Source organism: Pseudomonas sp. CFBP 13710, assembly GCF_014842235.1.
Lineage (GTDB): Bacteria > Pseudomonadota > Gammaproteobacteria > Pseudomonadales > Pseudomonadaceae > Aquipseudomonas > Aquipseudomonas baltica.
In genome coordinates this window covers 775,504-799,424 of sequence record NZ_JACYVJ010000001.1, presented here as the reverse complement: position 1 = coordinate 799,424, position 23,921 = coordinate 775,504, and the positions used below count along the sequence as shown (strand labels likewise).

The window sequence follows — 23,921 nt, the reverse complement described above, 5'->3', positions numbered from 1 at the left end:
CGATGCAGCACCTCTGAACAGCCAGCGAAAGAGATCGCTGCCCCGAGAGCCAGAGATACGCCAGGTTCAAATGGGCCTCTTGCCGCAGGCCAGATAGGGGAGCTACCTTTTCAACATAATCGGCCAGCAGCGGACGTTGAAGTGCTAGCTCTGATGAGGCTGCAACTCAGCACTCACCACCAGCACTCACTTGTCCACAGCGGGTGCCTTGCCCTTTTGCACAACCGGCATTGCGAGGCATGCTTAGAAAATCATCCCGCCTGCCACATCCAGCGTGCTGCCCGTCACCCAGGCGGAATCGTTGGAAACCGCGAACGCCACGGCACCGGCAATGTCTGCAGGTTTGCCGACACGCCCCAGCGGCGTTTTGGCGATGAAAAACTCATCCATTCCTTGTGCGGATTCTGCATTACCTTCGGTGTGAACGAAGCCCGGCGCGATGCCTATCACGCGAATGCCACGGGGGCCCAGTTCCATTGCCAGTGAGCGGGTCAGGGTGTTGACCGCGCCTTTGGTGGCGTAATACACATGGACTTGGGGGTAAGGGCTGTGGGCCATTCCTGAACTGATATTGACTATGGCTGAACCGGCTTCCATCACCTGGGCAGCTGCTTGCGTAGTTAACAAAGGCATCGCTGAGTTTTCGTCTGAAAACAACCCCATTATATGGGGGCATCGGTGGGGGCATCCTTTTCAAGGAATCGAAACTTGCCCCCAATTATGCCCCCATAAGTCGTAGAATCCATTGGATTTAGACAGGCGGCAGTGGACTAAAAATCTCAATAAGTAGTTGTTATGAAAGGACTTTATGGAATTCAGTGGAATTCCATCACAGACTGTCCGGATCCCCAAAAAACATCTGAATCCGCGACCTCAACCACCGCTCCCCAGGATCATTATCCTGTGACCCCCGCCAAGCCAGGTGCAGCTCGAACGAAGGCGTGTCCAGCGGCAGCGGCTCGGCGCGCACGCCGCCTGCAGCGGTCAGCGAATCGGCGGTGTAGTCGGGCACGGTGGCGACGATGTCGGTGCCGGCGAGCAGGGTGCTGAGGCCGTTGAACTGGGGCACGGCGAGCACCACGTGCCGTGTGCGGCCGTGCTTTTTCAACTCTTCGTCGATGAAGCCGCTCAGGTCGCCGGCGAACGACACCAGCGCATGGGGGCGGGCGCAGAACTCGTCGAGGGTCAGGTTGCCCGGCTTGGTGTCGGCGCGCAGCAGCATGGGGCGGTTGCGCCGCAGCACCTTGCGCTTGGCGTTGGCCGGCAGGTCATCGGTGTAGCTGACGCCGATGGAGATTTCCCCGGAGGCGAGCAGGGCGGGCATGAGGATGTAGTTGGCGCGACGGATCACCAGCACGATGCCGGGTGCTTCGGCGCGGATGCGCTTGAGCAGCATGGGCAGCAGGGCGAATTCGACGTCGTCGGACAAGCCGATGCGAAATACCGCGTTGCTAGTGGCGGGGTCGAAGTCGGCGGCGCGGCTGACGGCGGTGGAGATGGAGTCCAGTGCCGGCGACAGCAGGGCGAAGATCTCCATGGCCCGCGCCGACGGTTCCATGCTGCGCCCGGTGCGCACGAACAGCGGGTCGTCGAACAGGCCGCGCAGGCGTGAAAGGGCGGCACTGATGGCCGGCTGGCCGAGAAAGAGCTTCTCGGCCGCGCGGGTGACGCTGCGTTCATGCATCAAGGTTTCGAACACGATCAACAGGTTCAGGTCGACGCGACGCAGGTCGTTACGGTTCATCTATGGGCCCGCTGGAACATGAAGAAGAGGTGCAGGCGTGAATCTTAAGGGCAAAGGCTGCTACCCTGCACCGGAAAATTTCGGTTTGCGTCATCCGCGTGCCTGCCCCGCAGAGCGGCCGCAGGGTCGAATCAATGGCAAGCATGTCGACTATTAACAGGCGCTGATAGCTTAAGCGCGAATGCCCAGATAAAGTTCATGGCATTAGAGGTTTACAAGGCGAGGTTTGCGATGTCCCGCACGATCCGTTTTCATAAATTTGGTCCGGCGCAGGTCTTGACGTGCGAAGAGCATGCAGTGGCATCGCCCGCTCCGGGCGAAGTTCAGGTACGTGTCGAGGCGATCGGTATCAGCTGGTACGACGTGCTCTGGCGGCAGAACCTGGCGCCCTCGCAAGCGCGCCTGCCGGCGGGCCTCGGTCAGGAAATGGCCGGCGTGGTCACGGCGCTGGGTGAAGGGGTCGAGGGTTTCGCGGTGGGCGACAAGGTCGCCAGCTTTCCCGCAGAAAGCCCCAACGAGTACCCGGTCTACGGCGAAATGGTTCTGCTGCCGGCCACGGCCCTTACCCGTTACCCCGACATTCTCTCGCCGCTAGAGGCAGCGGTGCACTACACGCCGTTGCTGATCGCCTACTTCGCCTACGCCGAACTGGCCCGTGCCAAGCCAGGGCAGACTGCATTGGTAACCGACGCCAGCCACTGCGCCGGACCTTCGTTCGTGCAGTTGGGCAAGGCCTTGGGCCTGAAGGTGGTCGCCGCCACGCGCAATCCGGCCGAGCGCGATTACCTGCTGTCGCTGGGCGCCGAGAAAGTCGTGGTGACCGAGGAGCAGGACCTGCTCATGCAGATCGACAAGTTCACCGGCAATCGCGGCGTGGACATGGTTCTGGATGGGCTGGGCGGGCCGCAGATGTCGGTACTCGGCGACGTCCTGGCACCGCGTGGCAGTTTGATCCTGTATGGCCTGCAGGGCGGCAACCAGACGCCGTTTCCCGCGTGTGCCGCGTTCCAGAAGAACATCCAGTTCCATGTGCATTGCCTGGGCAACTTTCTCGGCAAGCCGGAACTGGGGATCGTCCAGGATGCCGAGGCCTTGCAGCGCGCGCTGCGTGATATCAACCAGATGACGGCTGACCGCGTGCTGGTGCCACAGATCGCCAAGGTGTATCCATTCGACCAGTTCGTCGAGGCGCACAAGGCCATGGATGAATGCCCCTGCGGCGGTCGCATCGCGCTGCAGCTGTAACCGGCCGACACGGCAGACCAGGCGTTCCTGCGCGGGACGCCTGGTTTTCAAAGCATCTGCATCGCTGATTCGCGCAGATTTGTAAGACCTTTCCACTCTTTTCTCAGACCTGTCCGATTGCGCCCGGCGTCGGCATGGGCGCCTCATGGTGCTCGTGCGGATTCGCCGTACGCCCGCCAATCTGCATTGTCCGTTGCCTGCTTTCTGTATCTTTTAATCGGAAAACGGCCCTTCATAATGCGCGCTCCATGCCCGTCTCCGGGGCTTTGCAAGCACGTTTCGAAGTGTGGCAGTCGTCCGGCGGGTTCTCGGCCAGTACTCGGAAAGCAGCCATGAGCGCAATGCACCAGCAAGCCATGAATCGCGTCTACCAGCAGGTGCTGTCGCGTTTGCTCGGTTCCTTTTCGCCAGCGCGGCGGGTGGCGGTACAGCCACTGATCCAGCGCTTGATGACCGCCGCCGGCGGCGCCCAGCGGCTGGGCGGCTATCGAGTCGTCTACAGGCTCTGCGGCAGCACGGCCGGCCATGCCGGTCTGGCGTTGCTGCGGGCAGCGCAACTGACCTTGGCTGCCCGTCATCAACCGACGTTTTTCATCCGTGCGGCGGTGAGCAGCCAGGCCCTGCTCGACGATGTCCGCAACGGCAATGTGCAGCGGGCCTGCAATGCGCTGTTTCTGCACGACGATCCGCGCATCGAACTGTTGACGTTCGCCGACGATGTCCTGCGGCCGTACGAGTATCGCCTTGCAGGCGTCGACGCCCAGCGCTCGAGTTGTCGCAGCGAATTGTTGAATGCTGCCCACGAATTCGCCCCCTCTGGATCCGCCGAGCTGCAGCATCGGGGCTATCGAACGATCGCGCGGGTTTATCAGCGACTGCTGGGCTACTCGGCCCCGGCCGATGCCATCGTGCTCGACCAACCGGTGTTGCAGCGGCGACGTTTCGTTGCCTGGGCAATGCGTGAGCGACGCCGGGCGGGCGCATCGCCCGCGACTCGCGACCATTGGCAGGGCAGTGGCTGTCTGCAAGGGCTGGGTGCTGCTGTCGTGGGTATGCCACGCGGCCAGCGCGTCGATCCTCTCGACAGGGCGCGATTGCTGGGTATGCATGATCTGCTCGGCGATCCGTCGGCGTCCGATGACGCCATGTGGCAGTTTCTGGGCTGCCAACCCGTGCGCCCGCTATTCGATCCACACGAAATCCGCCATCCGCAACTGGCCTGGCTGGCTTACCTGCACGGCCTGCGCAGCCAGTGCTTGCACGGGGGTAGCTTCGAGCAGGGGCTGAAGGCCTTCCGCAACACCGTGGGCCGAACGGCGGCGAACCAGGGCTGGCCTGCTACGCAACTGCCCAGAGCACTTGTGCAAGACGCCGCCGAGCAGATGCAGGCCCGCTTGACCACGTGGTACGGGATGACTCCAGCGGAGCTGAACTGTGCGGTGTACGCCCCGTTCAGCGATCGCGGGGCACGCCTGGAGGCATTCCTGACAGCGTGCCATCCGGGTATGCAGGTGGCTCTGCCCCACCTGCACCGCGCGCTGCGTGGTTCCAGGGTTGCAGCGCAGGTCTCGCAGTGGCTGGAATCGGTCAGCGGGCTGTCTTTGCCAATTCTGCAAGGGCTCTACCAGCGACCCAGGTTGCCATGAACGGCGCTGCCAGGGACAAGGCCGGCGCATTCGCTTACCAAGGTGTGTACCGCTACCTATTGCGTCTGATCGACGGGATCGAGCCAGGGCTGCGCGTCAAGCTCCCATCCCTCCGTGCGCTGGGGCGAACCCTGGATGTTTCGGTTTCGACCGTGCAGGCCGCCTACGGGCTGCTCGAAGCCGAAGGGCGAATCGAGCCGATCGCCAAGTCCGGTTACTACGCACGGGGCTCCACAGCCTTCGGGCCGGCGCTGGTCAGCCCCGATCTGCTCCAGCAGGTACTCGCCGGCGCCTGCCAGTCCAGTGTGGACGTATTCAGTGGCGCCGCACCACCGCCGCGTACCGATGCCCTGAAGACCCTGCTCAGGTTCGAAGTCGAACTGGCCAGGCGCTACCCGGCGGGGCTGGGGAGCATCGCCCAGCCGTGCGGTGAACTGGAGCTGCGCCATGCGCTGGCGGCGCGCTACACCCGCTGCCTGGACCACCACTGGTGCGCCGACGATGTCTACATCGGCGGTGACCTGCTCAGTGTGCTGCACATGACCTGGACCGCCATGCAGCTGCAAGGCGCGGTGGTGGTGGTATTGGTGCCGTGCGGCTGGCGCATTCTGCGCACCTTGCAGCAGGCCGGGGCGCGGGTGGTCGAGCTGGCGCTCGATGAGCGCGGCCGGGTGCCGATGCAGCGCCTGCGCGAAGTGCTTGCCAGGCGCCAGGTGCGTCTGATGGTGCTGGGCGCGTCTTTCCATGGCCCACACGGCACCTGCATCGGTGACGCCGACAAGCGCACGATTGCCAGCCTGCTGGAGCGGCACGGGGTGTGGGTGGCCGAGGACGACACCGAGGGCGACCTGTGCTTCGAAGCGGTGCTGCGTTTTCGCGAACTGGTAGCGCCGCAACGCTTGCTGATCTTCGGCTCGCTGCAACCCCTCTTTGGTGCCGAGGCGGCTTTCGCCTACCTGCTGTCGCGGCATTGGCCCAGCAGCCTGCAGCAGTACTGCCTGCAACGCGTGACTGCGGCGCCACCCTTGCGCCACAAGGCGCTCGCTCGGTTCATCGGCAGTGGCGCCTACGACGCTCACTTGAACCTGCAACGTGAAGCCCTGCAGCAACAGGTGACAGCCTTCACCACGCTCCTGCACACGCGGCTGAACGAACGATTGCAACTGACACGCAGCGCCGGTGGCGCCTGCGTGTGGGCGCGGGCGCGCTACCCGGTGGACATGCGCGGCGTCCACGAGGACCTGCGCAGGCAGCGTCTGCTGATCGCCCCGGGTGACATCTTCAGCCTGCAGGGCCATTGCCATCAACACCTGCGCCTCAATGGTTGCGGGCACTCGGCGATGCAGTGGGAGCGCTGCGCCGCAGCGCTGGCAGTGGCCCTGAAAGTGCACGAGGTGTAGTCCACCATCGGTCCATTTCCGATTGCCTTGGCTTTTTTCTGTATGTATAAACAGTGGCTTTCATGACACTGGTTTGGCGAAAACGTGGCATTTGCAGCGCTCGAAGACCCTTTCTATTACTTGGCCAATTTCCGTCGCGTACTGGCGTGGCTGGAGCAACGCTACCTGGACGTGCTGGATACCGAGGAGCTGAGCTTCATCCAGCGTTTCGACGCGCTGCCGCAGCCGTCCCAGGCGCTGTTGGTGCGCATGATCATGCGCAAGGGCGAGATGTTCCGCGCCAGTCGCCTCGAGTACGCCGAGATCGGTTGTCCAGACGAAGCAGCGCGACCGCTGCTGGCCAGCGGTTATCTCACCGATCAAGCCCCGCTGACGCTGCAGCAGGTGGGCGAGGTGCTGCTCAAGCCGGAAATCGTCAGCTGTTTCGCGACCCACCTCGCCAAGCCATCGTTGCCCAAGCCGCAACTGCTGCTGGCCCTTGCCGAACACGACTGGCCCGTGCAGCCGTTTCGGGGCTGGTGTCCAACGTTGGCCGACACGCTCTACTGCCTGACGGTGCAAGCGCTCTGTGACCGTCTGCGGTTGCTGTTCTTCGGCAATCTGCATCAAGGCTGGACCGAGTTCGTGCTGGCCGACCTGGGGGTGTATCGCTACGAGGCAGTACAGCTGGCGCCCGAGTCACGGGGGCTGACCCATCGCGACGACGTGGCGGCCGGGCTGGCGCTGCATGCATGCAGCGAAGCGATCGAAGCCGGGCTGCCGTGCGAAGACATTCACCGTCAACTGCTGGCGGTGACCACGGACAAATCCTGGTTGCAGAGCCGTCGGCAGAAGCTGCTGTTCCGCCTGGGCTATGCCTGCGAGCGTCAGCAGGATCTGCAGCAGGCCCTGGTGGTGTACCGCAGCTGCGCGTTTGCCCAGGCTCGTGCGCGGATCATTCGCGTGCTCGAATTGCGCGGTGAATACAGCCAGGCGCTGGAATTGGCCGAGCAGGCCAGCCTGGCCCCGCTCAATCCGGCCGAGGCGCAGCAACTGCCGCGCATGCTGCCGCGCCTGCGTCGGCATCTGGGTTTGCCTGCTCAACCCAAGCGCCAGGCCGCAAAAGTCGCGCGCCTGGACCTGACTCTGGTGCTCTGCGAACAGCGCCTGAGCGTCGAGCGGCGGGTGGCCGCGTCGCTGCATAGCGAAGATGCGCCGGTGCATTATGTCGAGAACACCTTGTTCAACGCCTTGTTCGGCCTGCTGTGCTGGAAGGCGATTTTCGCACCGTTGCCCGGCGCCTTTTTTCACCCGTTCCAGAACGGTCCGGCCGACTTGCATCAGCCCGACTTCCGCCAGCGTCGCAGTGCGCTGTTCGACGCATGCCTGGGCGAGCTCGACGATGGGCGCTACAAGCACACCATCCGCCAGACCTGGCGGGACAAGCAGGGCGTGCAATCGCCTTTCGTGCACTGGGGCATGCTCGACGAAACCCTGCTCGAACTCGCATTGGGCTGTATTCCCGCGCAGCACCTCAAACACTGTTTCGACCGGGTGCTGGAAGACGTCAAGGCCAACCGCACCGGTATGCCCGACCTCATCCAGTTCTGGCCCGCCGAAGGTCGCTACCTGATGATCGAGGTCAAGGGGCCCGGCGACCGCTTGCAGGATAACCAACTGCGCTGGCTGGAGTTCTGTGCCCGCCATGCACTGCCGGTGCAGGTCTGCTACGTGGAGTGGGCAGGACAGCCCGCGTGAGCTACACCGTGGCCGTACGGGCCTTGTGCGAGTTCACGGCCAAGGTGGGTGACCTCGACCTGCGCTTCACACCTTCGCCGTCGGCTCAGGAGGGCATGCTCGGCCATCGCCGGGTGACTCAGGGCCGCGAGGCCGGCTACCAGAGCGAAGTCACCCTCAGCGGCCAATACCATGAGTTGCAGGTACGCGGCCGCGCCGACGGCTATGACCCGGCGCTGAACCGCCTGGAAGAGATCAAGACCCACCGCGGCGACCTCGATCTGCAGCCCGACAATCATCGCCAATTGCACTGGGCCCAGGCCAAGGTTTATGCCTGGCTGATGTGTAAGCAACTGCAGCTGACGCGCATGGACGTTGCCTTGGTGTATTTCGATGTCGATTACGACAAGCAGACGGTGTTCAGCCAGCAGTGCCAGGCGCAGGATCTGGAAGCACATTTCGAACGGCTGTGTTCGCGCTTCCTGCAATGGGCGCGTCAGGAACTGGCCCGTAGCGCCGAGCGCGACGCGGCGCTGCGTGCACTGACCTTCCCCCATGCGGCATTTCGCGTCGGTCAGCGCGAATTGGCGGAAACCGTCTACAAGGCGGTCAGCACCGGGCGCTGCCTGATGGCCCAGGCCACCACCGGTATCGGCAAGACCCTGGCGACGCTGTTTCCGTTGCTCAAGGCGATGGTCCCGCAGCAACTGGACAAGATTTTCTTTCTCAGCGCCAAAAGCCCCGGTCGTGCCTTGGCGCTGGAGGCCGTGGCGCAATTGCATCGCCAGCCGGGGCTGCCCCTGCGTACATTGGAAATGGTCGCGCGGGACAAGGCCTGTGAGCACCCGGACAAGGCCTGTCACGGTGAATCCTGCCCATTGGCCAAGGGCTTCTACGACCGCCTGCCGGCAGCTCGCGAAGACGCCGTGCGCTTGCAGATCCTGGATCAGGCACAGGTGCGCCAGACCGCCCTGGCGCACCGGATCTGCCCCTACTACCTGAGCCAGGAACTGGCCCGTTGGGCAGACGTGGTCATCGGCGACTACAACTATTATTTCGACCTCAATGCCCTGCTGTTCGGTCTGGCTCAAGAGCGGCAGTGGCGTGTGGCAGTGCTGGTCGACGAGTCGCACAATCTGGTCGAGCGGGCGCGCGGCATGTACAGCGCCACCCTCGACCAGCGCACGCTGCAGGCGGTACGCGCGGCGCCGCCAAGCAAGCTCAAGAGTCCGCTGCAACGTGTGAATCGGGAGTGGAACGCGCTGCACGCCGAGCAATCGGGGCCATACCAGGCGCACGCGCGCCTGCCGGACAAGTTGATCCTCGCGCTGCTGCGCTGCATCAGTCTGATTGGCGACGAGATGAATGCGCAGCCCCAGGGCATCGACCCGCAACTGCTGGACTTCTATTTCCAGGCGTTGCAGTTCACCCGTGTCGCCGAGCTGTTCGATGAGCACTATGTATTCGACGTGACTCGCCGCGACGGTTCGGTCAAGCGCGTGCAGTCGCAGCTGTGCCTGCGCAATATCGTCCCCGCGCCCTTGCTGGGGCCGCGCATCGCCGCAGCGCGCAGTGCCATTCTGTTTTCCGCCACGCTCAGCCCGCGACGCTACTATGCCGACCTGCTCGGGCTACCCAAGGACCATGCGTGGATCGACGTGCAGTCGCCGTTCAGTGCCGAGCAGTTGGAGGTGCGCATCGTCGATGACATCTCCACGCGCTTCAACCATCGGCAGGCGTCGCTGGGGCCCATTGTGGAACTGATTGCCAAGCAGTACCTGGCGCAGCCGGGTAACTACCTTGCGTTCTTCAGCAGTTTCGATTACCTGCAGCAGGTCGAAGCACTGTTGGCCGAGCGCTACCCGAACATCGAGCAGTGGGCACAGGCACGCAAGATGGATGAAGGCGCACGGCGTGACTTTCTTGCCCGCTTCACCTCGGCCAGTCAGGGCGTCGGTTTTGCGGTGCTTGGCGGTGCGTTTGGCGAGGGCATCGATTTGCCCGGCAAGCGCTTGATCGGCGCCTTTATCGCTACCCTTGGATTGGCCCAGTTCAACCCGGTCAACGAGCAGATCAAGGGGCGCATGAATACCCTGTTCGGTTCGGGGTACGACTACACCTACCTGTATCCCGGTTTGTGCAAGGTAGTGCAGGCGGCAGGACGGGTGATCCGTGGTCAGGACGACAGGGGGGTGGTAGTGCTTATCGACGACCGCTTTGCCGAGGCGCGGGTCAAGAGCCTGTTTCCGCGATGGTGGGCGGTTTAGTGTTCGGCTATGTGGGAGCGGGCTCTGCCCGCGAAGAGGCCGCCACGGACACATAAAAAAACCCGCCGAAGCGGGTTTTTTCATGCAGCCTATCTTCAGCCTTTCACAACCACCGAACCCAACTGGAACCCGGCATGCTGCACCAGCTCCAGCAGCGGTTGCGGGTACACGCCCAGGAGGAAGGCGAGGGCGGCAATGGCCAGCAGCATCACGCCACCGGTGCGCTGTTCCCACTTCAGCGGGGCGTCGGTGCGACGCAGGTTCTTTTCCATCAGGAACAAGGTCACCATCACCCGCAGGTAGTAGAAGACGCCGATGGCGCTACCGATCACCAGCGCACCGGTCAGCCACCACAGTTGCGATTCCACGCCCGTGGCGATGATGTAGAACTTGCCGATGAAACCGGCGGTCAGCGGAATGCCCGCCAGCGACAGCATCATCACGGTCAGCACCGCCGTCAGGTACGGACGGCGCCAGAACAGGCCGCGGTACTCGTACAAAGCATCGGCGTCGCGGCCGTTGTACGGCGACGACATCAGGGTGATCACGCCGAACGCACCCAGGCTGGTGATCACGTAGGTCACCAGATAGACGCCGATGGCTTCCAGGGCCAGGCCCTTGCTCGCTACCAACGCGATCAGCAGGTAACCGAAGTGGGCGATGGACGAATAACCCAGCAGGCGCTTGAGGTTGCTCTGGGTCACCGCCAGCAGGTTGCCGATCAGGATCGACGCCACCGCAATCACCGCCAGCACATCGCTGAGCACACCGCTGCTGGCTGCCGGCGACAGCTGGAACAAGCGCACCACCACGGCAAACACCGCGACCTTGCTGGCAGTGGCCAGGAACGCAGCGACAGGCGCCGGGGCGCCTTCGTACACGTCGGGTGTCCACAGGTGGAAGGGCACCAGCGACAGCTTGAACGCCAGGCCCACCAGCATCATCGCCAGGCCCAGTTGCGCCAGCGCACTCGGCACGCCAGTGGCGGCCAGGGCCAAGCCGATGCCCGAGAAGCTCAGGCTGCCGGCATCGGCGTACAACAGCGCCATGCCGAACAGCAGGAACGCGGAGCCTGCGGCGGACAGCACCATGTACTTGATGCCGCCTTCCAGCGAGCGCTTGTTGAAGAAGGCGTACGCGATCAGTCCGTACGTGGGTACCGACAGCAGTTCCAGGCCGATGAACAGGCCGGCCAGGTGCTGCGCGCAGACCAGTACCAGGCCACCCAGCGCGGCCATCAGGATCAGCAGGTAAAGCTCTTCACGGTTGCCGGGATAGCCGGTGGCGCCATCACCCAGGTAGGCGTGTGCCAGGGTCACGCAGGCCAGCGTGGCCACTAGGATCAGCGCCATGTACAGCGCGGCGAAGTTATCCACCTGCAGCAACGGCGTCACGGTCATGGGCGTCAGCTTGAGCACCGGCAAAATCGACAGCAGCGCCAGGTTCAAGCCCGCACACGAGAGCAGGAAGGTTTGCGAATGGTTGCGCCGCCAAGCGATCGCCAGCATCACCGCAACGACGGTGACGGTGGTGATCAGCAGCGGCGCAAGCGCAATAAAGTGTTGAATCGTCAGGTCCATAGCGCTCTTACCGGGCCGAAGCGAGTTGAGTGAAGGCGGTGCCGAACCACTGCTGCACACCGGTCATGGTGGCGGCGGAGGTATCGAGGAAAGGCTGCGGGTAGACGCCGAGCAGAATCAGCAGGCCCGCAAGGCCCAGCACCATGATCAGTTCGCGATTGTCCATGCCGGCCAGTACCGCGTCCGACTTGGAGGGGCCGAAATAGGCTCGGTGAATCATGATCAGCGAGTACACCGAACCGAACACCAGCCCGGAGGTGGCGATGGCGGTGATCCACGGGGCGACGGTGAAGCTGCCCAGCAGGATCAGGAACTCACCGACGAAGTTGCCCGTGCCCGGCAGGCCCAGCGAGGCAGCGGCGAAGAACAGGCTGATGGCCGGCAGGTAGGCAATGCGCGACCACAGCCCGCCCATTTCACGCATGTCGCGAGTGTGCAGGCGCTCGTACAACTGGCCGCTGAGGATGAACAGCGCCGCTGCCGACAGCCCGTGGGCGAGCATCTGGATCACCGCGCCTTGCAGGGCCTGCTGGGTGCCGGAGTAGATACCGATCAGCACGAAGCCCATGTGCGAGACGCTGGAGAAGGCGATCAGGCGCTTGATGTCGCTTTGCGCGAACGCCAGGAAGGCGCCGTAGAAGATGCCCACCAGACCGAGGGTCATGGCGATCGGCGCGAACTCTGCCGAGGCATTGGGGAACAGCGGCAGGGCGAAGCGCAGGATACCGTAGGCGGCGGTTTTCAGCAGGATACCGGCCAGGTCCACGGAACCTGCGGTAGGCGCCTGGGCGTGAGCATCGGGCAGCCAGGAGTGGAACGGCACCACCGGCAGCTTCACCGCGAAGGCGATGAAGAAGCCGAGCATCAGCAGGTATTCGACATGTTCCGGCAACTGCGCCTTGAGCAGGTCGCTGTAGTTGAACGTCATCACGCCGGTGTTGCTGTAGTTGAACAGCACCAGGCCCAGGATCGCCACCAGCATGATCAGGCCGCTGGCCTGAGTGAAGATGAAGAACTTGGTGGCGGCGTAGATCCGGGTCTTCTTGCCATCCGAGGAACTGTGACCCCAGAGCGCGATGAGGAAATACATCGGCACCAGCATCATTTCCCAGAAGAAGAAGAACAGGAACAGGTCCAGCGCCAGGAACACACCGACCACACCGCCCAGGATCCACATCAGGTTGAGGTGGAAGAAGCCGACGTGGCGCTGGATCTCTTTCCACGAGCACAGGACCGAGAGAATACCCAGCAGGCCGGTGAGCAGGATCATCAGCAGCGACAGGCCGTCCAGCGCCAGGTGCACGCTGATGCCGAAGCGCTGGATCCAGTTGAGCTTGAACTCATAGGCCCAGACAGGTTCCGCGCCGGGTGCAGGCGCCAGGGTGTAGTCGCCATTGGCCCACAGCCAGAGGCCGAGCGCGAGTTCCAGGGACATGGTCAGCAATGCGATCCAGCGGGGCAGGGTAGCGCTGCTGCGCTCCGCTACCCAGCACAGAAGGCCGCCGATGAAGGGGATCAGGATCAGCCAGGGCAAAATCATGACGGGCTCGTTTCCTTTCGCAAAGTCACAGGATTCATATCAGACCGCCGCCAGCACGACGGCGCCGAGCACCAGCACGGCGCCAGCGGCCATCGAAGCGGCATACCAGCGCAACTGACCGGTCTCGGTACGGCTCATGGCGTTGTTGCCGCCCTTGGCCGTACGCGGGATCAAGCCAATCACCTGGTCAACCGGGTCCTTGCGCAACAGGTGGCTGATCAGCAGGTAGGGTTTGACGAACAGCTTGTCGTAGATCCAGTCGAAGCCCCAGGCGGCGAACCACCAAGCCGACAGCATCCGGCCGATGCCGCTGTTGGCCACGGCCGTGGCAACGCGGCGCTTGCCGAGGAACAGCATGGCTGCCAGCAGGATACCGGCCAGGGCAATGGCGCCCGAGGCGATCTCCAGGCTGTGCTTGGCCTCGCCGCCGGCATGACCGACGCTCTGCGGCAGCACGCCCGCCAATGGCGGATGGATCCAGGCACCGATGAAGGTCGACAGCACGATCAGCACGCCCAACGGCAGCCAGTGGGCAACGCCGTGGCCGGCGTGCGCTTCGGTCTTGGCTTCGCCATGGAAGGTGATGAAGATCAGGCGGAAGGTGTACAGCGAGGTCATGAACGCACCGACCAGGCCGGCGTACAGCAAGCCGTTGTTGCCGCTGGCGAAGGCTTCCCAGAGGATCTCGTCCTTGGAATAGAAGCCGGCCGTCAGCAACGGCAGGGCCGCGAGGGCAGAGCCGCCGACGATGAAGCTGGCGTAGGCCAACGGCAGCTTCTTCCACAGACCACCCATCTTGAAGATGTTCTGCTCGTGATGGCAGGCGACGATCACCGCACCCGAGGCAAGGAACAGCAGCGCCTTGAAGAAGGCATGGGTCATCAGGTGGAAGATCGCGCCGTCCCAGGCACCGACGCCCAGGGCCAGGAACATGTAGCCGATCTGGCTCATGGTCGAGTAGGCCAGGATACGCTTGATGTCGGTCTGCACCAGTGCAGCGAAGCCGGCCAGGACCAGCGTGACCCCACCGACCACACCGACCAGATGCAGGATGTCCGGGGCCAGGGCGAACAGCCCATGGGTCCGGGCGATCAGGTAGACACCGGCGGTCACCATGGTGGCGGCGTGGATCAGTGCCGACACCGGGGTAGGGCCGGCCATGGCGTCTGCCAGCCAGGTCTGCAGGGGCAGCTGCGCGGACTTGCCCACAGCGCCGCCAAGCAGCATCAGCGTGGCCAGCACGATCCAGAAGTCACCGACCTTGAAATGTTCCGGCGCCCGCACCAGCAGTTCCTGGATGTTCAGGGTACCCAGTTGCTGGAACAGGATGAACAGGCCGATGGCCATGAACACGTCGCCGATGCGGGTAACGATGAACGCCTTGAGCGCTGCGTTGCCGTTGTTGCGGTTGCCATAGTAGAAACCGATCAACAGGTACGAGCACAGGCCCACGCCTTCCCAACCGAAGTAGATGAACAGCAGGTTGTCGCCCAGGATCAGGAACAGCATGCTGGCAATGAACAGGTTGGTGTAGGCGAAGAAGCGCGAGTAGCCTTCTTCACCGCGCATGTACCAGGAGGCGAACAGGTGGATCAGGAAACCCACGCCTACCACCACGCCGAGCATGGTGATCGACAGGCCGTCCAGGTACAGGGTGAAGTTGGGTTCGAACCCGTCCACCGCCATCCAGCGCCACAGCAGTTGGGTGTACACGCCACCCTCGGGCGGCGCGACGTTGAACTGCCAGATGACGTAGGCGGCAACCACCGCCGACAGGCCGATGGAGCCGACGCCGATCAGCGCCGAGAGGTTTTCCGAGAAGCGCCCGCGCGAGAACGACAGCAGCAGGAAGCCGATCAGCGGGAATACGAAGGTCAGAAAGATCAGGTTCATCCGCGCATCTCACTGGCAGCGTCGATGTCGAGCGTGTGGAAGCGGCGATACAGCTGCATCAGGATCGCCAGGCCAATGGAGGCCTCGGCCGCGGCGAGGGTGATCACCAGGATGAACATGATCTGTCCATCGGGCTGACCCCAACGTGCGCCCGCCACGATGAACGCCAGGGCAGAGGCGTTCATCATGATTTCCAGACTCATCAACACGAAAAGAATGTTACGGCGGACCATCAGGCCGACCAGACCAAGGGTGAACAGGATGCCGGCGACAGCCAGGCCATGCTCGAGAGGGATAGCGGGCATCTGTTTACTCCTTTTCCGTACGGCCGAGGTGGAACGCCGTCACGGCTGCAGCCAGCAGCAGCATCGACGCCAGTTCAACCACCAGCAGGTAGGGGCCGAACAGACTGATGCCGACTGCCTTGGCATCGACTGTGGTCTGGCCGATACCGGCAGCGCTGGGGTTGGCGAACAGCACGTACAGCAATTCGAGCAGCAACAAGGCGCCGAGGAATACCGGGCCAGCCCAGATACCCGGCTTGAGCCACACGCGTTCCTGCTGCACCGAGGCCGGGCCCAGGTTGAGCATCATCACCACGAAGACGAACAGCACCATGATGGCGCCGGCGTAGGCGATCACTTCGAGCACGCCGGCGAACGGCGCACCCAGAGCGAAGAAGGTCATCGCCACGGCGATCAACGAGATGATCAGATAGAGCAGGGCGTGTACGGGGTTGGTATTGGTGATCACCCTGAGGGTGGACACCACCGCGATACCCGACGCGAAATAGAAAGCGAATTCCATCTTTCTTCCTTAAGGGAGCAAGCTCTTCACGTTGATCGGCTGGGCTTCGTTCTGCGCGGCGCCCTTGGGCTTGCCGGCTACGGCCATGCCGGCTACGCGGTAGAAGTTGTAGTCAGGGTTCTTGCCGGGGCCGGAGATCAGCAGATCTTCCTTTTCGTAGACCAGATCCTGACGCTTGAACTCGGCCATCTCGAAGTCCGGCGTGAGCTGGATCGCGGTCGTCGGGCAGGCTTCCTCGCACAGGCCACAGAAAATGCAGCGCGAGAAGTTGATCCGGAAGAAGTCGGGGTACCAGCGACCGTCCTCGGTTTCTGCCTTCTGCAACGAGATGCAACCCACCGGGCAGGCCACGGCGCACAGGTTGCAGGCCACGCAGCGTTCCTCGCCGTCGGGGTCGCGGGTCAATACGATGCGGCCGCGATAGCGCGGCGGCAGGTACACCGCCTCCTCGGGGTATTGCAGGGTGTCGCGCTTACGGAAACCGTGGCCGAACACCATGATCAGGCTGCGCAGCTGCGTGCCCGTTCCTTTTACGATGTCACCGATATATTTGAACATGGGTCAATTCCTCACTGAACCGTGCCGGCGGGCGTGTTCAACAACACGATCGCGGCGGTCACCAGCATGTTGATCAGGGTCAGTGGCAGGCAGAACTTCCAGCTGAAATCCATTACCTGGTCGTAGCGAGGGCGCGGGATGGATGCGCGCAGCAGTACGAACAGCATGATGAAGAACGCGGTTTTCAGTGCGAACCAGACGAACGACAGTTGCGGCAGAATTCCGAACGGACCGTGCCAGCCGCCGAAGAACAGCGTCACCAGCAAGGCCGAGATCAGGATGATGCCGATGTATTCACCGACGAAGAACATGCCCCATTTCATGCCGGCGTATTCGATGTGATAGCCGTCGGCCAGTTCCTGTTCCGCTTCCGGCTGGTCGAACGGATGACGGTGAGTCACCGCCACGCCGGCGACGAAGAAGGTACAGAAGCCGAAGAACTGCGGAATGATGAACCACAGGTTCTGCGCCTGGTACTCGACGATGTCGCGCATGTTGAACGAGCCGGCCTGGATCACGATGCCCATCAGCGACAGGCCCATGAACACTTCGTACGACACCGTCTGCGCGGAGGCCCGCAAGCTGCCCAGCAGGGCGTACTTGTTGTTGCTGGCCCAGCCGGCGAACAGCACGGCATACACCGACAGTCCGGCCATGGCGAAGAAGAACAGCAGCCCGATGTTCAGGTCCGCCACACCCCAGGTGGGGGTGATCGGAATGATCGCGAAGGCGATCAGCAAGGCACTCATGGCCACCACCGGCGCCAGGGTGAAGATCACCTTGTCGACGAAGGGCGGGTTCCAGTCTTCCTTGAAGAACATCTTCAGCATGTCGGCGGCAATCTGGAACATGCCGAACGGACCGACCCGGTTCGGGCCGTAGCGATCCTGCCACCAGCCCAGCAGGCGACGCTCGACGAAGCTGAGCAACGCGCCGCAGACGACCACCGCCAGCATGATGACCAGGGCCTTGACCACACCGATTATGATGTCGATCACTTCAGGGGTGAACCAGGTCATTGTGCTGCCTCCTGCAGGCCTTCGACGGATGCGCCGGCAAACGCCGGCGGGATGCCCGCCAGGCCAGCGGGCAGACCCACCAGGCCTGCGCCCAGTTCTTCACTGATGCGCAGCGGCAGGCGCAAGGCCCGGCCGGCGACGGTGAGGCTCAGCAGCGCGCCGTCGTTGACGCCCAGACGATCGGCCTCGGATTTGGCCAACGCGACGTAGGGAGCCGGAATCCGCTCCTGCACCGGTGCGGAGCGGGAAGAGTTTTCTTCGCTGCCGAACAGGTGATAGAACGGCACTGCCTGCCAGGTGCCGCGAGCGGGCGAGAAGGCCGCCGGTACGCTGGCGAACCAGCCCGGGCCGTCGCCCTGGCTTTCGATCAGGCGTGTGCCTGGGTCACCGGCACGCAGATGGCCGCCCACTTCGTCCTGGAACTTGTTCCAGGCCTGTGGCGAGTTCCAGCCTGGCGACCAGGCGAAGGGCACCTGCTGGCGCGGCTCGACCGAGCCCGAGTAGCCTTCCATGGAGAACGAGAAGGCGGTATCGGTATCCTGCGATGTCCGTGGCTCGTGCACGCTGATGTTGGCGCGCATGGCCGTGCGGCCGCTGTAGCGCAACGGCTCACGGGCCAGCTTCAGGCCCTTGATGCGGAACGAGGCCGAAGGCGCGGCATCGACGATGCGCGCCAGTGGTGCAGCGCTGTTGGCCACGGCAGCGGTCACGTGGTCGAGCTGGGTCCAGTCCACCGGCTGGTTCAGCAGCGTGCTGCGCAGCGCGTGCAGCCAGCGCCAGCCTTCGTGGATCAGAATGCTGGAATCCAGGTAGACCGGATCGAACACCTGGAAGAACCGCTGGGCGCGGCCTTCCTGGCTGACCAGGGTGCCATCGCCTTCGGCGAAGCTGGCCGCCGGCAAGACCAGATGGGCGCGCTCGACGGTACGGGTGTGCTGGTGATCGGCAACGATGACCACCTTGGCGGCGTTCAGCGCGGCGTCCACCTTGGCGGCATCGACACGGGTGTACAAATCGTTTTCCAGGATCACCAATGCGTCGGCATGACCGTCGATCACGGCTTGCAGCGCGTCGTCCACCGACTCGCCGCCGAGCATTGCCAGGCCCATGCTGTTGGCTTCCGGCACGATCAGGCTCAGCGAGCCGGCCTTGTCGCGACCCTTCAAGGCCTTGGCGATGTTGCCTGCCGCCTCGATTAGGGCGTTGCAGCCCAGCGAAGTGCCGCTGATGACCAGCGGACGCTTGGCGGCCACCAGCGCATCGGCAATGCGCTGGGCCAGCTCGAGGGCTTCGGTGTCCAGGCCGCTGACGGCGGGTGCGCTGGGATCGATCGCATGGGCAACGGCGAAGCCGATGCGCGCCAGGTCTTCGGGCGCGGCGTGCACGCATTCTTCGGCGACGTCGTCCAGCTTGGTGTCGGTCAGGCTGGCGATGAACAATGGATGCAGCTCATGTTGACCGATGTTCTTAACGGCAGCGTCGAGCCACGGTTGAACGCGCATGGCCTCGGCCATAGCCTCTGCCTTGCCCTTCACCGATTGACGCAGTGCCAGCGCCATGCGCGCGGCGGTCTGGGTCAAGTCTTCGCCCAACACGAACACCGCGTCGTGGTCTTCGACCTCGCGCAGGCTCGGGATCGGCAACGGGCTGTTCTGCAGCACCTGCAAGGCCAGGCGGATGCGCGACAGCTCGCCGGCTTCGATACCGCTGTAGAAGTGCTTGGCACCGACCAGTTCCAGCAGGGCGTAGTTGCTTTCCAGGCTGGCCCGAGGCGAGCCGATGCCGACGATGTTGCGGCCGCGCAACAGCTCGGCAGCCTTGTCCAGCGCCTCGTCGAGGCTCAGCTTGCGGTTGCCTTCGGCCAGCAGCGGTTGCCGTGGGCGATCGGTGCGGTTGACGTAGCCGTAGCCGAAGCGGCCACGGTCGCACAGGAAATAGTGGTTCACCGAACCGTTGTAGCGGTTCTCGATGCGGCGCAGCTCACCGTAGCGCTCGCCCGGGCTGATGTTGCAACCGCTCGAGCAGCCATGGCAGATGCTCGGGGCAAACTGCATGTCCCACTTGCGGTTATAGCGCTCGGAGTGCGTCTTGTCGGTGAACACACCGGTCGGGCAGACCTCGGTGAGGTTGCCGGAAAACTCGCTTTCCAGGGTGCCGTCCTCGACCCGTCCGAAGTAGACGTTGTCGTGGGCGCCGAACACGCCCAGGTCGGTGCCGCCGGCGTAGTCCTTGTAGAAACGCACGCAGCGATAGCAGGCGATGCAGCGGTTCATCTCATGCGCGATGAACGGGCCGAGTTCCTGATTCTGGTGGGTGCGCTTGCTGAACCGATAGCGACGCTCGTTGTGACCGGTCATCACGGTCATGTCTTGCAGATGGCAGTGACCGCCTTCCTCGCACACAGGGCAGTCGTGCGGGTGGTTGGTCATCAGCCATTCGACGACGCTGGCACGGAATGCCTTGGATTCGTCGTCTTCGATGGAGATCCAGGTGTTGTCGGTGGCAGGTGTCATGCACGACATGACGATGCGACCACGGGTGTCGTTCTCGTCGGTGTACTGCTTGACTGCGCACTGGCGGCAGGCGCCGACGCTGCCCAGCGCCGGGTGCCAGCAGAAATACGGGATGTCGAGGCCCAGCGACAGACAGGCCTGCAACAGGTTGTCTGCGCCATCGACCTCGAGCGCTTTGCCGTCTACGTGGATAGTGGCCATGGTTCAAGTTCTTCGTTGGCCCGTTGTCAGCGGGCGTGGCTAATGGAAATCTTGTCGTTCGCCCGGCGCAGCCGGAAAGGGCGCGTCAGCGGGCGATACCGGCGGCACGGGCCGCCGGGCGTGCTGTTGGTCAGGCGCCGGCCATGGTGGGTGTGGCCACCTGGGTCAGGCTGCCCGGCGTGACGGGCTTGATGCCCGCCTCGAACTCGGCACGGAAATATTTGATCGCGCTGCCCAAGGGCTCCACGGCGCCGGGCGCGTGCGCACAGAACGTCTTGCCGGGGCCGAGAAAACCGACCAGGCCCAGCAGGGTTTCGATATCCCCCGGCTGGCCGTTGCCGGTCTCGATGGCGCGCAGCAGCTTGACGCTCCACGGCAGGCCGTCGCGGCAAGGGGTACAGAAACCACAGGACTCGCGCGAAAAGAACTCTTCCATGTTGCGCAGCAGCGAGACCATGTTGACGCTGTCGTCCACGGCCATGGCCAGGCCGGTGCCCATGCGGGTACCGACCTTGCCGATGCCGCCGGCGTACATCTGCGCGTCGAGGTGCTCGGGCAGCAGGAAACCGGTACCGGCGCCGCCTGGCTGCCAGCACTTGAGCGTGAAACCGTCGCGCATGCCGCCGGCATAGTCTTCGAACAACTCGCGGGCGGTGATGCCGAACGGCAGTTCCCACAGACCGGGGTTCTTGACCTTGCCGGAGAAGCCCATCAGCTTGGTGCCGTGGTCTTCACTGCCCGGCATGGCCAGCGCCTTGTACCAGTCGATGCCGTTGCCGACGATGGCCGGCACGTTGCACAGGGTTTCGACGTTGTTCACGCAAGTCGGCTTGCCCCACACGCCCACGGCGGCGGGGAAGGGCGGCTTGGACCGCGGGTTGGCGCGGCGGCCTTCCAGCGAGTTGATCAGCGCGGTTTCTTCACCGCAGATGTAGCGGCCGGCACCGGTGTGCACGAACAGCTCGAAGTCGAAGCCCGAGCCCAGGATGTTCTTGCCCAGCAGGCCGGCGGCTTTCGCTTCCTGTACGGCACGATTCAGGTGCTTGGCGGCTGTGGTGTATTCGCCGCGCAGGAAGATGTAGCCGCGATAGGCCTTCAGCGCGCGCGCGGAAATCAGCATGCCTTCGATCAGCAGATGAGGCTGCTGCTCCATCAGCATGCGGTCTTTCCAGGTGTTGGGCTCCATTTCATCCGCGTTGCACAGCAGGTAGCGGATGTCCATGGATTCGTCTTTGGGCATCAGGCCCCATTTGACGCCGGTAGGGAAACCCGCACCGCCGCGGCCCTTGAGGCCGGAATCCTTCACCGTCTGCACGATGTCGTCCTGCGACATGTCGGCAAATGCCTTGCGCGCGGCGCTGTAGCCGTCCTTGGCCTGGTACTCGTCGAGCCAGATCGGCTCGCCGTCGTCACGCAGGCGCCAGGTCAGCGGATGGGTTTCAGCGGCGCGGGCAATGGTATTGGCCGGGCCGAACGAGGTGAGCTTCATACGTAGCCCTCCAGCAGTTGGGCCACGCCAGCGGGCTGGACATCGCCAAAGGTATCGTCGTCGATCATCAGCGCCGGGGCCTTGTCGCAGTTGCCCAGGCAGCACACCGGCAGCAGGGTGAAGCGGCCGTCGGCGGTGGTCTGGCCCAAGCCGATGCCCAGCTTGCTCTGGATTTCGCTGACCACCGATTCATGCCCGCCGATGTAGCAGACCATCGAGTCGCAGACGCGAATGATGTGGCGGCCCACCGGCTGGCGGAAAATCTGGCTATAAAAGGTGGCCACGCCTTCGACGTCGCTGGCCGGAATGCCGAGCAGTTCGCCGATCGCGTACAGCGCGCCATCAGGCACCCAGCCGCGTTCCTTCTGGACGATCTTGAGGGCTTCGATGGACGCCGCGCGCGGGTCCTCGTAGTGGTGCAGCTCGTGCTCGATGGCCGAGCGCTCGGTTTCGCTCAGGGCGAAACGGTCTGTCTGGATGAGCGTGCTGTTCATGCTTAACGGTCCACGTCGGCCATAACGAAATCGATGCTACCCAGGTACGCGATCAAGTCCGCGACCATGCTGCCCTTGATCACCGAAGGGATCTGCTGCAGGTGCGGGTAGCTCGGGGTGCGTATGCGGGTACGGTAGCTCATGGTGCCGCCGTCGCTCGTCAGGTAATAGCTGTTGATGCCCTTGGTCGCTTCGATCATCTGGAAGGATTCGTTGGCCGGCATCACCGGGCCCCACGAAACCTGCAGGAAGTGCGTGATCAAGGTTTCGATGTGCTGCAGCGTGCGCTCCTTGGGCGGCGGCGTGGTCAGCGGGTGATCCGCCTTGTACGGGCCTTCGGGCATGTTGCGCATGCATTGGTCGATGATGCGGATGCTCTGGCGCATCTCTTCGACGCGGACCATGCAGCGGTCATAGGCATCGCCGTTGTGCGCGAGCGGCACTTCGAACTCGAAGTTCTCGTAGCCCGAATACGGACGCGCCTTGCGCAGGTCGAAATCGCAACCGGTGGAGCGCAGCCCGGCACCGGTGACGCCCCACTCCAGGGCTTCCTTGGTGTTGTAGGCGGCGACGCCAATGGTACGGCCCTTGAGGATGCTGTTCTGCAGCGCAGCCTTGGTGTATTCGTCGAGGCGCTTGGGCAGCCATTCGACGAAGTCCTTGACCAGCTTCTCCCAGCCGCGCGGCAGGTCGTGAGCCACGCCACCGATGCGGTACCAGGCCGGGTGCAGGCGGAAACCGGTGATGGCTTCGATCACCGTGTAGGCCTTCTGGCGGTCGGTGAAGGTGAAGAACACCGGGGTCATGGCGCCGACGTCCTGGATGTAGGTACCCAGGAACAGCAGGTGGCTGGTGATGCGGAAGAACTCGGCCATCATGATGCGGATGGTGTCGACCTTCTGCGGCACCTTGATGCCGGCCAGCTTCTCGACGGCCAGCACGTAGGGCAGGTTGTTCATCACCCCGCCCAGGTAGTCGATGCGGTCGGTGTAGGGGATGAAGCTGTGCCACGACTGGCGCTCGGCCATCTTCTCGGCACCACGGTGGTGGTAGCCGATGTCGGGCACGCAGTCGACGATTTCTTCGCCGTCCAGCTGCAGGATGATGCGGAATGCACCGTGCGCGGAAGGGTGGTTGGGGCCCAGGTTGAGGAACATGTAGTCCTCGTTGGTCCCGGAGCGTTTCATGCCCCAGTCCTCGGGCTTGAAGCGCGCGGCTTCCTCTTCCAGCTGCTGCTTGGCCAGGGTCAGGCTGTAGGGGTCGAACTCGGTCGCGCGCGCCGGGTAGTCCTTGCGCAGCGGGTGACCTTCCCAGGTCGGCGGCATCATGATGCGCGACAGGTGAGGGTGACCGGCGAAGTCGATGCCGAACATGTCCCAGACTTCACGCTCGTACCAGTTGGCGTTGGGCCAGATACCGGTGATGGTCGGCAGGTTCAGGTCGCCTTCGTTCAAGGCCACCTTGAGCATGACGTCGCTGTTACGCTCGACCGACAGCAGGTGGTAGAACACCGTGAAGTCGCCCGCGCCGGGGATGGCGCGGCGATGGGTGCGCAGGCGCTCGTCCACGCCGTGCAGGTCGTAGAGCATGCTGTACGGCTTGGACACGTTGCGCAGGAACGTGAGGATCTCGACCAGCTTGGCACGGGCCACCCACAGCACCGGCATGCCGGTACGGGTTTCCTGGGCGAGGAACGCCTCGGGGCCAAAGCGCTGGTTCAGTTCGACGACCACATCTTGGTCGTCAGCCTTGTAGGGCGGGATATACAGAGCGGTGTCCGCTGTTGTCATGGTCTCGGTCGCTATCGGT

At 63.6% G+C, this 23,921-nt stretch carries 18 protein-coding genes; 5 read left to right on the top strand and 13 right to left on the bottom strand.

Annotation, left to right across the window (positions count from 1 at the left end):
* Window positions 1–243 precede the first annotated feature (243 nt).
* Entirely contained in the window at window positions 244–633 is a 390-nt protein-coding gene (locus IFT44_RS03390) for an SDR family NAD(P)-dependent oxidoreductase (RefSeq protein ID WP_244652073.1), read from the bottom strand.
* Window positions 634–829: 196 nt separating this feature from the next.
* A complete protein-coding gene (locus IFT44_RS03385) occupies window positions 830–1,744 on the bottom strand; it encodes a LysR family transcriptional regulator (RefSeq protein ID WP_122477722.1) in 915 nt (304 codons plus the stop codon).
* Window positions 1,745–1,975: 231 nt separating this feature from the next.
* Between IFT44_RS03385 and IFT44_RS03380 the strand changes: the two genes are divergently transcribed.
* From IFT44_RS03380 to IFT44_RS03360, 5 genes are all read left to right on the top strand, one after another.
* Window positions 1,976–2,989, top strand: coding sequence for a zinc-dependent alcohol dehydrogenase family protein (locus IFT44_RS03380; protein WP_122477723.1), 1,014 nt, complete (start codon window positions 1,976–1,978; stop codon window positions 2,987–2,989).
* Window positions 2,990–3,321: 332 nt separating this feature from the next.
* On the top strand, window positions 3,322–4,635 hold the full coding sequence (locus IFT44_RS03375; RefSeq protein WP_192175413.1) for a hypothetical protein: 1,314 nt from the start codon (window positions 3,322–3,324) through the stop codon (window positions 4,633–4,635).
* Window positions 4,632–6,035 (top strand): aminotransferase-like domain-containing protein, encoded by a 1,404-nt coding sequence (locus tag IFT44_RS03370; protein WP_192175412.1) that lies wholly within the window; start codon window positions 4,632–4,634, stop codon window positions 6,033–6,035. The genes IFT44_RS03375 and IFT44_RS03370 overlap by 4 nt, the downstream gene beginning before the upstream one ends.
* 84 nt (window positions 6,036–6,119) lie before the next feature.
* On the top strand, window positions 6,120–7,772 hold the full coding sequence (locus IFT44_RS03365) for a VRR-NUC domain-containing protein (RefSeq protein ID WP_192137304.1): 1,653 nt from the start codon (window positions 6,120–6,122) through the stop codon (window positions 7,770–7,772).
* Complete coding sequence (locus tag IFT44_RS03360; protein WP_192137302.1) at window positions 7,769–10,018, top strand: ATP-dependent DNA helicase; 2,250 nt, start codon at window positions 7,769–7,771, stop codon at window positions 10,016–10,018. The genes IFT44_RS03365 and IFT44_RS03360 overlap by 4 nt, the downstream gene beginning before the upstream one ends.
* A 95-nt stretch (window positions 10,019–10,113) precedes the next feature.
* Here IFT44_RS03360 and nuoN read toward each other — a convergent pair whose 3' ends face one another.
* The 11 genes from nuoN to nuoC all read right to left on the bottom strand — a co-directional run bounded on the left by nuoN (window position 10,114) and on the right by nuoC (window position 23,902).
* On the bottom strand, window positions 10,114–11,598 hold the full coding sequence (nuoN, locus tag IFT44_RS03355) for an NADH-quinone oxidoreductase subunit NuoN (protein WP_122477733.1): 1,485 nt from the start codon (window positions 11,596–11,598) through the stop codon (window positions 10,114–10,116).
* Window positions 11,599–11,605: 7 nt separating this feature from the next.
* Window positions 11,606–13,138 carry an NADH-quinone oxidoreductase subunit M gene (gene nuoM / locus IFT44_RS03350; RefSeq protein ID WP_185793200.1) on the bottom strand — a complete coding sequence of 511 codons (1,533 nt, stop codon included), beginning with the start codon at window positions 13,136–13,138 and terminating at the stop codon, window positions 11,606–11,608.
* Window positions 13,139–13,177: 39 nt separating this feature from the next.
* The gene (gene nuoL / locus IFT44_RS03345) at window positions 13,178–15,031 is read right to left on the bottom strand and encodes an NADH-quinone oxidoreductase subunit L (RefSeq protein WP_122477737.1); all 1,854 of its coding nucleotides are present in this window, start codon (window positions 15,029–15,031) and stop codon (window positions 13,178–13,180) included.
* Window positions 15,028–15,336, bottom strand: a complete 309-nt coding sequence (gene nuoK, locus IFT44_RS03340) for an NADH-quinone oxidoreductase subunit NuoK (protein ID WP_043190115.1) — start codon at window positions 15,334–15,336, stop codon at window positions 15,028–15,030. Before nuoK ends, nuoL begins: the two co-directional genes overlap by 4 nt.
* A gap of 4 nt (window positions 15,337–15,340) precedes the next feature.
* Window positions 15,341–15,838 carry an NADH-quinone oxidoreductase subunit J gene (gene nuoJ, locus IFT44_RS03335; RefSeq protein ID WP_049860090.1) on the bottom strand — a complete coding sequence of 166 codons (498 nt, stop codon included), beginning with the start codon at window positions 15,836–15,838 and terminating at the stop codon, window positions 15,341–15,343.
* Between the two features lie 9 nt (window positions 15,839–15,847).
* The gene (nuoI, locus tag IFT44_RS03330) at window positions 15,848–16,396 is read right to left on the bottom strand and encodes an NADH-quinone oxidoreductase subunit NuoI (protein WP_122477739.1); all 549 of its coding nucleotides are present in this window, start codon (window positions 16,394–16,396) and stop codon (window positions 15,848–15,850) included.
* Window positions 16,397–16,407: 11 nt separating this feature from the next.
* The gene (gene nuoH / locus IFT44_RS03325) at window positions 16,408–17,415 is read right to left on the bottom strand and encodes an NADH-quinone oxidoreductase subunit NuoH (protein WP_122477741.1); all 1,008 of its coding nucleotides are present in this window, start codon (window positions 17,413–17,415) and stop codon (window positions 16,408–16,410) included.
* Window positions 17,412–20,129, bottom strand: a complete 2,718-nt coding sequence (gene nuoG, locus IFT44_RS03320) for an NADH-quinone oxidoreductase subunit NuoG (RefSeq protein WP_192175411.1) — start codon at window positions 20,127–20,129, stop codon at window positions 17,412–17,414. Before nuoG ends, nuoH begins: the two co-directional genes overlap by 4 nt.
* A gap of 130 nt (window positions 20,130–20,259) precedes the next feature.
* Entirely contained in the window at window positions 20,260–21,618 is a 1,359-nt protein-coding gene (gene nuoF / locus IFT44_RS03315) for an NADH-quinone oxidoreductase subunit NuoF (RefSeq protein ID WP_122477744.1), read from the bottom strand.
* Window positions 21,615–22,112, bottom strand: coding sequence for an NADH-quinone oxidoreductase subunit NuoE (gene nuoE, locus IFT44_RS03310; protein ID WP_122477746.1), 498 nt, complete (start codon window positions 22,110–22,112; stop codon window positions 21,615–21,617). The genes nuoF and nuoE overlap by 4 nt, the downstream gene beginning before the upstream one ends.
* Before the next feature lie 2 nt (window positions 22,113–22,114).
* Window positions 22,115–23,902 (bottom strand): NADH-quinone oxidoreductase subunit C/D, encoded by a 1,788-nt coding sequence (nuoC, locus tag IFT44_RS03305; RefSeq protein WP_122477748.1) that lies wholly within the window; start codon window positions 23,900–23,902, stop codon window positions 22,115–22,117.
* Window positions 23,903–23,921: the final 19 nt, after the last annotated feature.

What these genes read in the sequence shown, in the direction of transcription:
- nuoC (WP_122477748.1), bottom strand. Translation starts at nt 23,902, where the DNA reads ATGACAACAGCGGACACCGCTCTGTATATCCCGCCCTACAAGGCTGAC.
- IFT44_RS03385 (WP_122477722.1), bottom strand. Translation starts at nt 1,744, where the DNA reads ATGAACCGTAACGACCTGCGTCGCGTCGACCTGAACCTGTTGATCGTG.
- nuoN (WP_122477733.1), bottom strand. Translation starts at nt 11,598, where the DNA reads ATGGACCTGACGATTCAACACTTTATTGCGCTTGCGCCGCTGCTGATC.
- IFT44_RS03370 (WP_192175412.1), top strand. Translation starts at nt 4,632, where the DNA reads ATGAACGGCGCTGCCAGGGACAAGGCCGGCGCATTCGCTTACCAAGGT.
- nuoL (WP_122477737.1), bottom strand. Translation starts at nt 15,031, where the DNA reads ATGAACCTGATCTTTCTGACCTTCGTATTCCCGCTGATCGGCTTCCTG.
- nuoJ (WP_049860090.1), bottom strand. Translation starts at nt 15,838, where the DNA reads ATGGAATTCGCTTTCTATTTCGCGTCGGGTATCGCGGTGGTGTCCACC.
- nuoF (WP_122477744.1), bottom strand. Translation starts at nt 21,618, where the DNA reads ATGAAGCTCACCTCGTTCGGCCCGGCCAATACCATTGCCCGCGCCGCT.
- IFT44_RS03390 (WP_244652073.1), bottom strand. Translation starts at nt 633, where the DNA reads ATGCCTTTGTTAACTACGCAAGCAGCTGCCCAGGTGATGGAAGCCGGT.
- nuoE (WP_122477746.1), bottom strand. Translation starts at nt 22,112, where the DNA reads ATGAACAGCACGCTCATCCAGACAGACCGTTTCGCCCTGAGCGAAACC.
- IFT44_RS03375 (WP_192175413.1), top strand. Translation starts at nt 3,322, where the DNA reads ATGAGCGCAATGCACCAGCAAGCCATGAATCGCGTCTACCAGCAGGTG.
- nuoM (WP_185793200.1), bottom strand. Translation starts at nt 13,138, where the DNA reads ATGATTTTGCCCTGGCTGATCCTGATCCCCTTCATCGGCGGCCTTCTG.
- nuoH (WP_122477741.1), bottom strand. Translation starts at nt 17,415, where the DNA reads ATGACCTGGTTCACCCCTGAAGTGATCGACATCATAATCGGTGTGGTC.
- nuoI (WP_122477739.1), bottom strand. Translation starts at nt 16,396, where the DNA reads ATGTTCAAATATATCGGTGACATCGTAAAAGGAACGGGCACGCAGCTG.
- nuoK (WP_043190115.1), bottom strand. Translation starts at nt 15,336, where the DNA reads ATGCCCGCTATCCCTCTCGAGCATGGCCTGGCTGTCGCCGGCATCCTG.
- nuoG (WP_192175411.1), bottom strand. Translation starts at nt 20,129, where the DNA reads ATGGCCACTATCCACGTAGACGGCAAAGCGCTCGAGGTCGATGGCGCA.
- IFT44_RS03380 (WP_122477723.1), top strand. Translation starts at nt 1,976, where the DNA reads ATGTCCCGCACGATCCGTTTTCATAAATTTGGTCCGGCGCAGGTCTTG.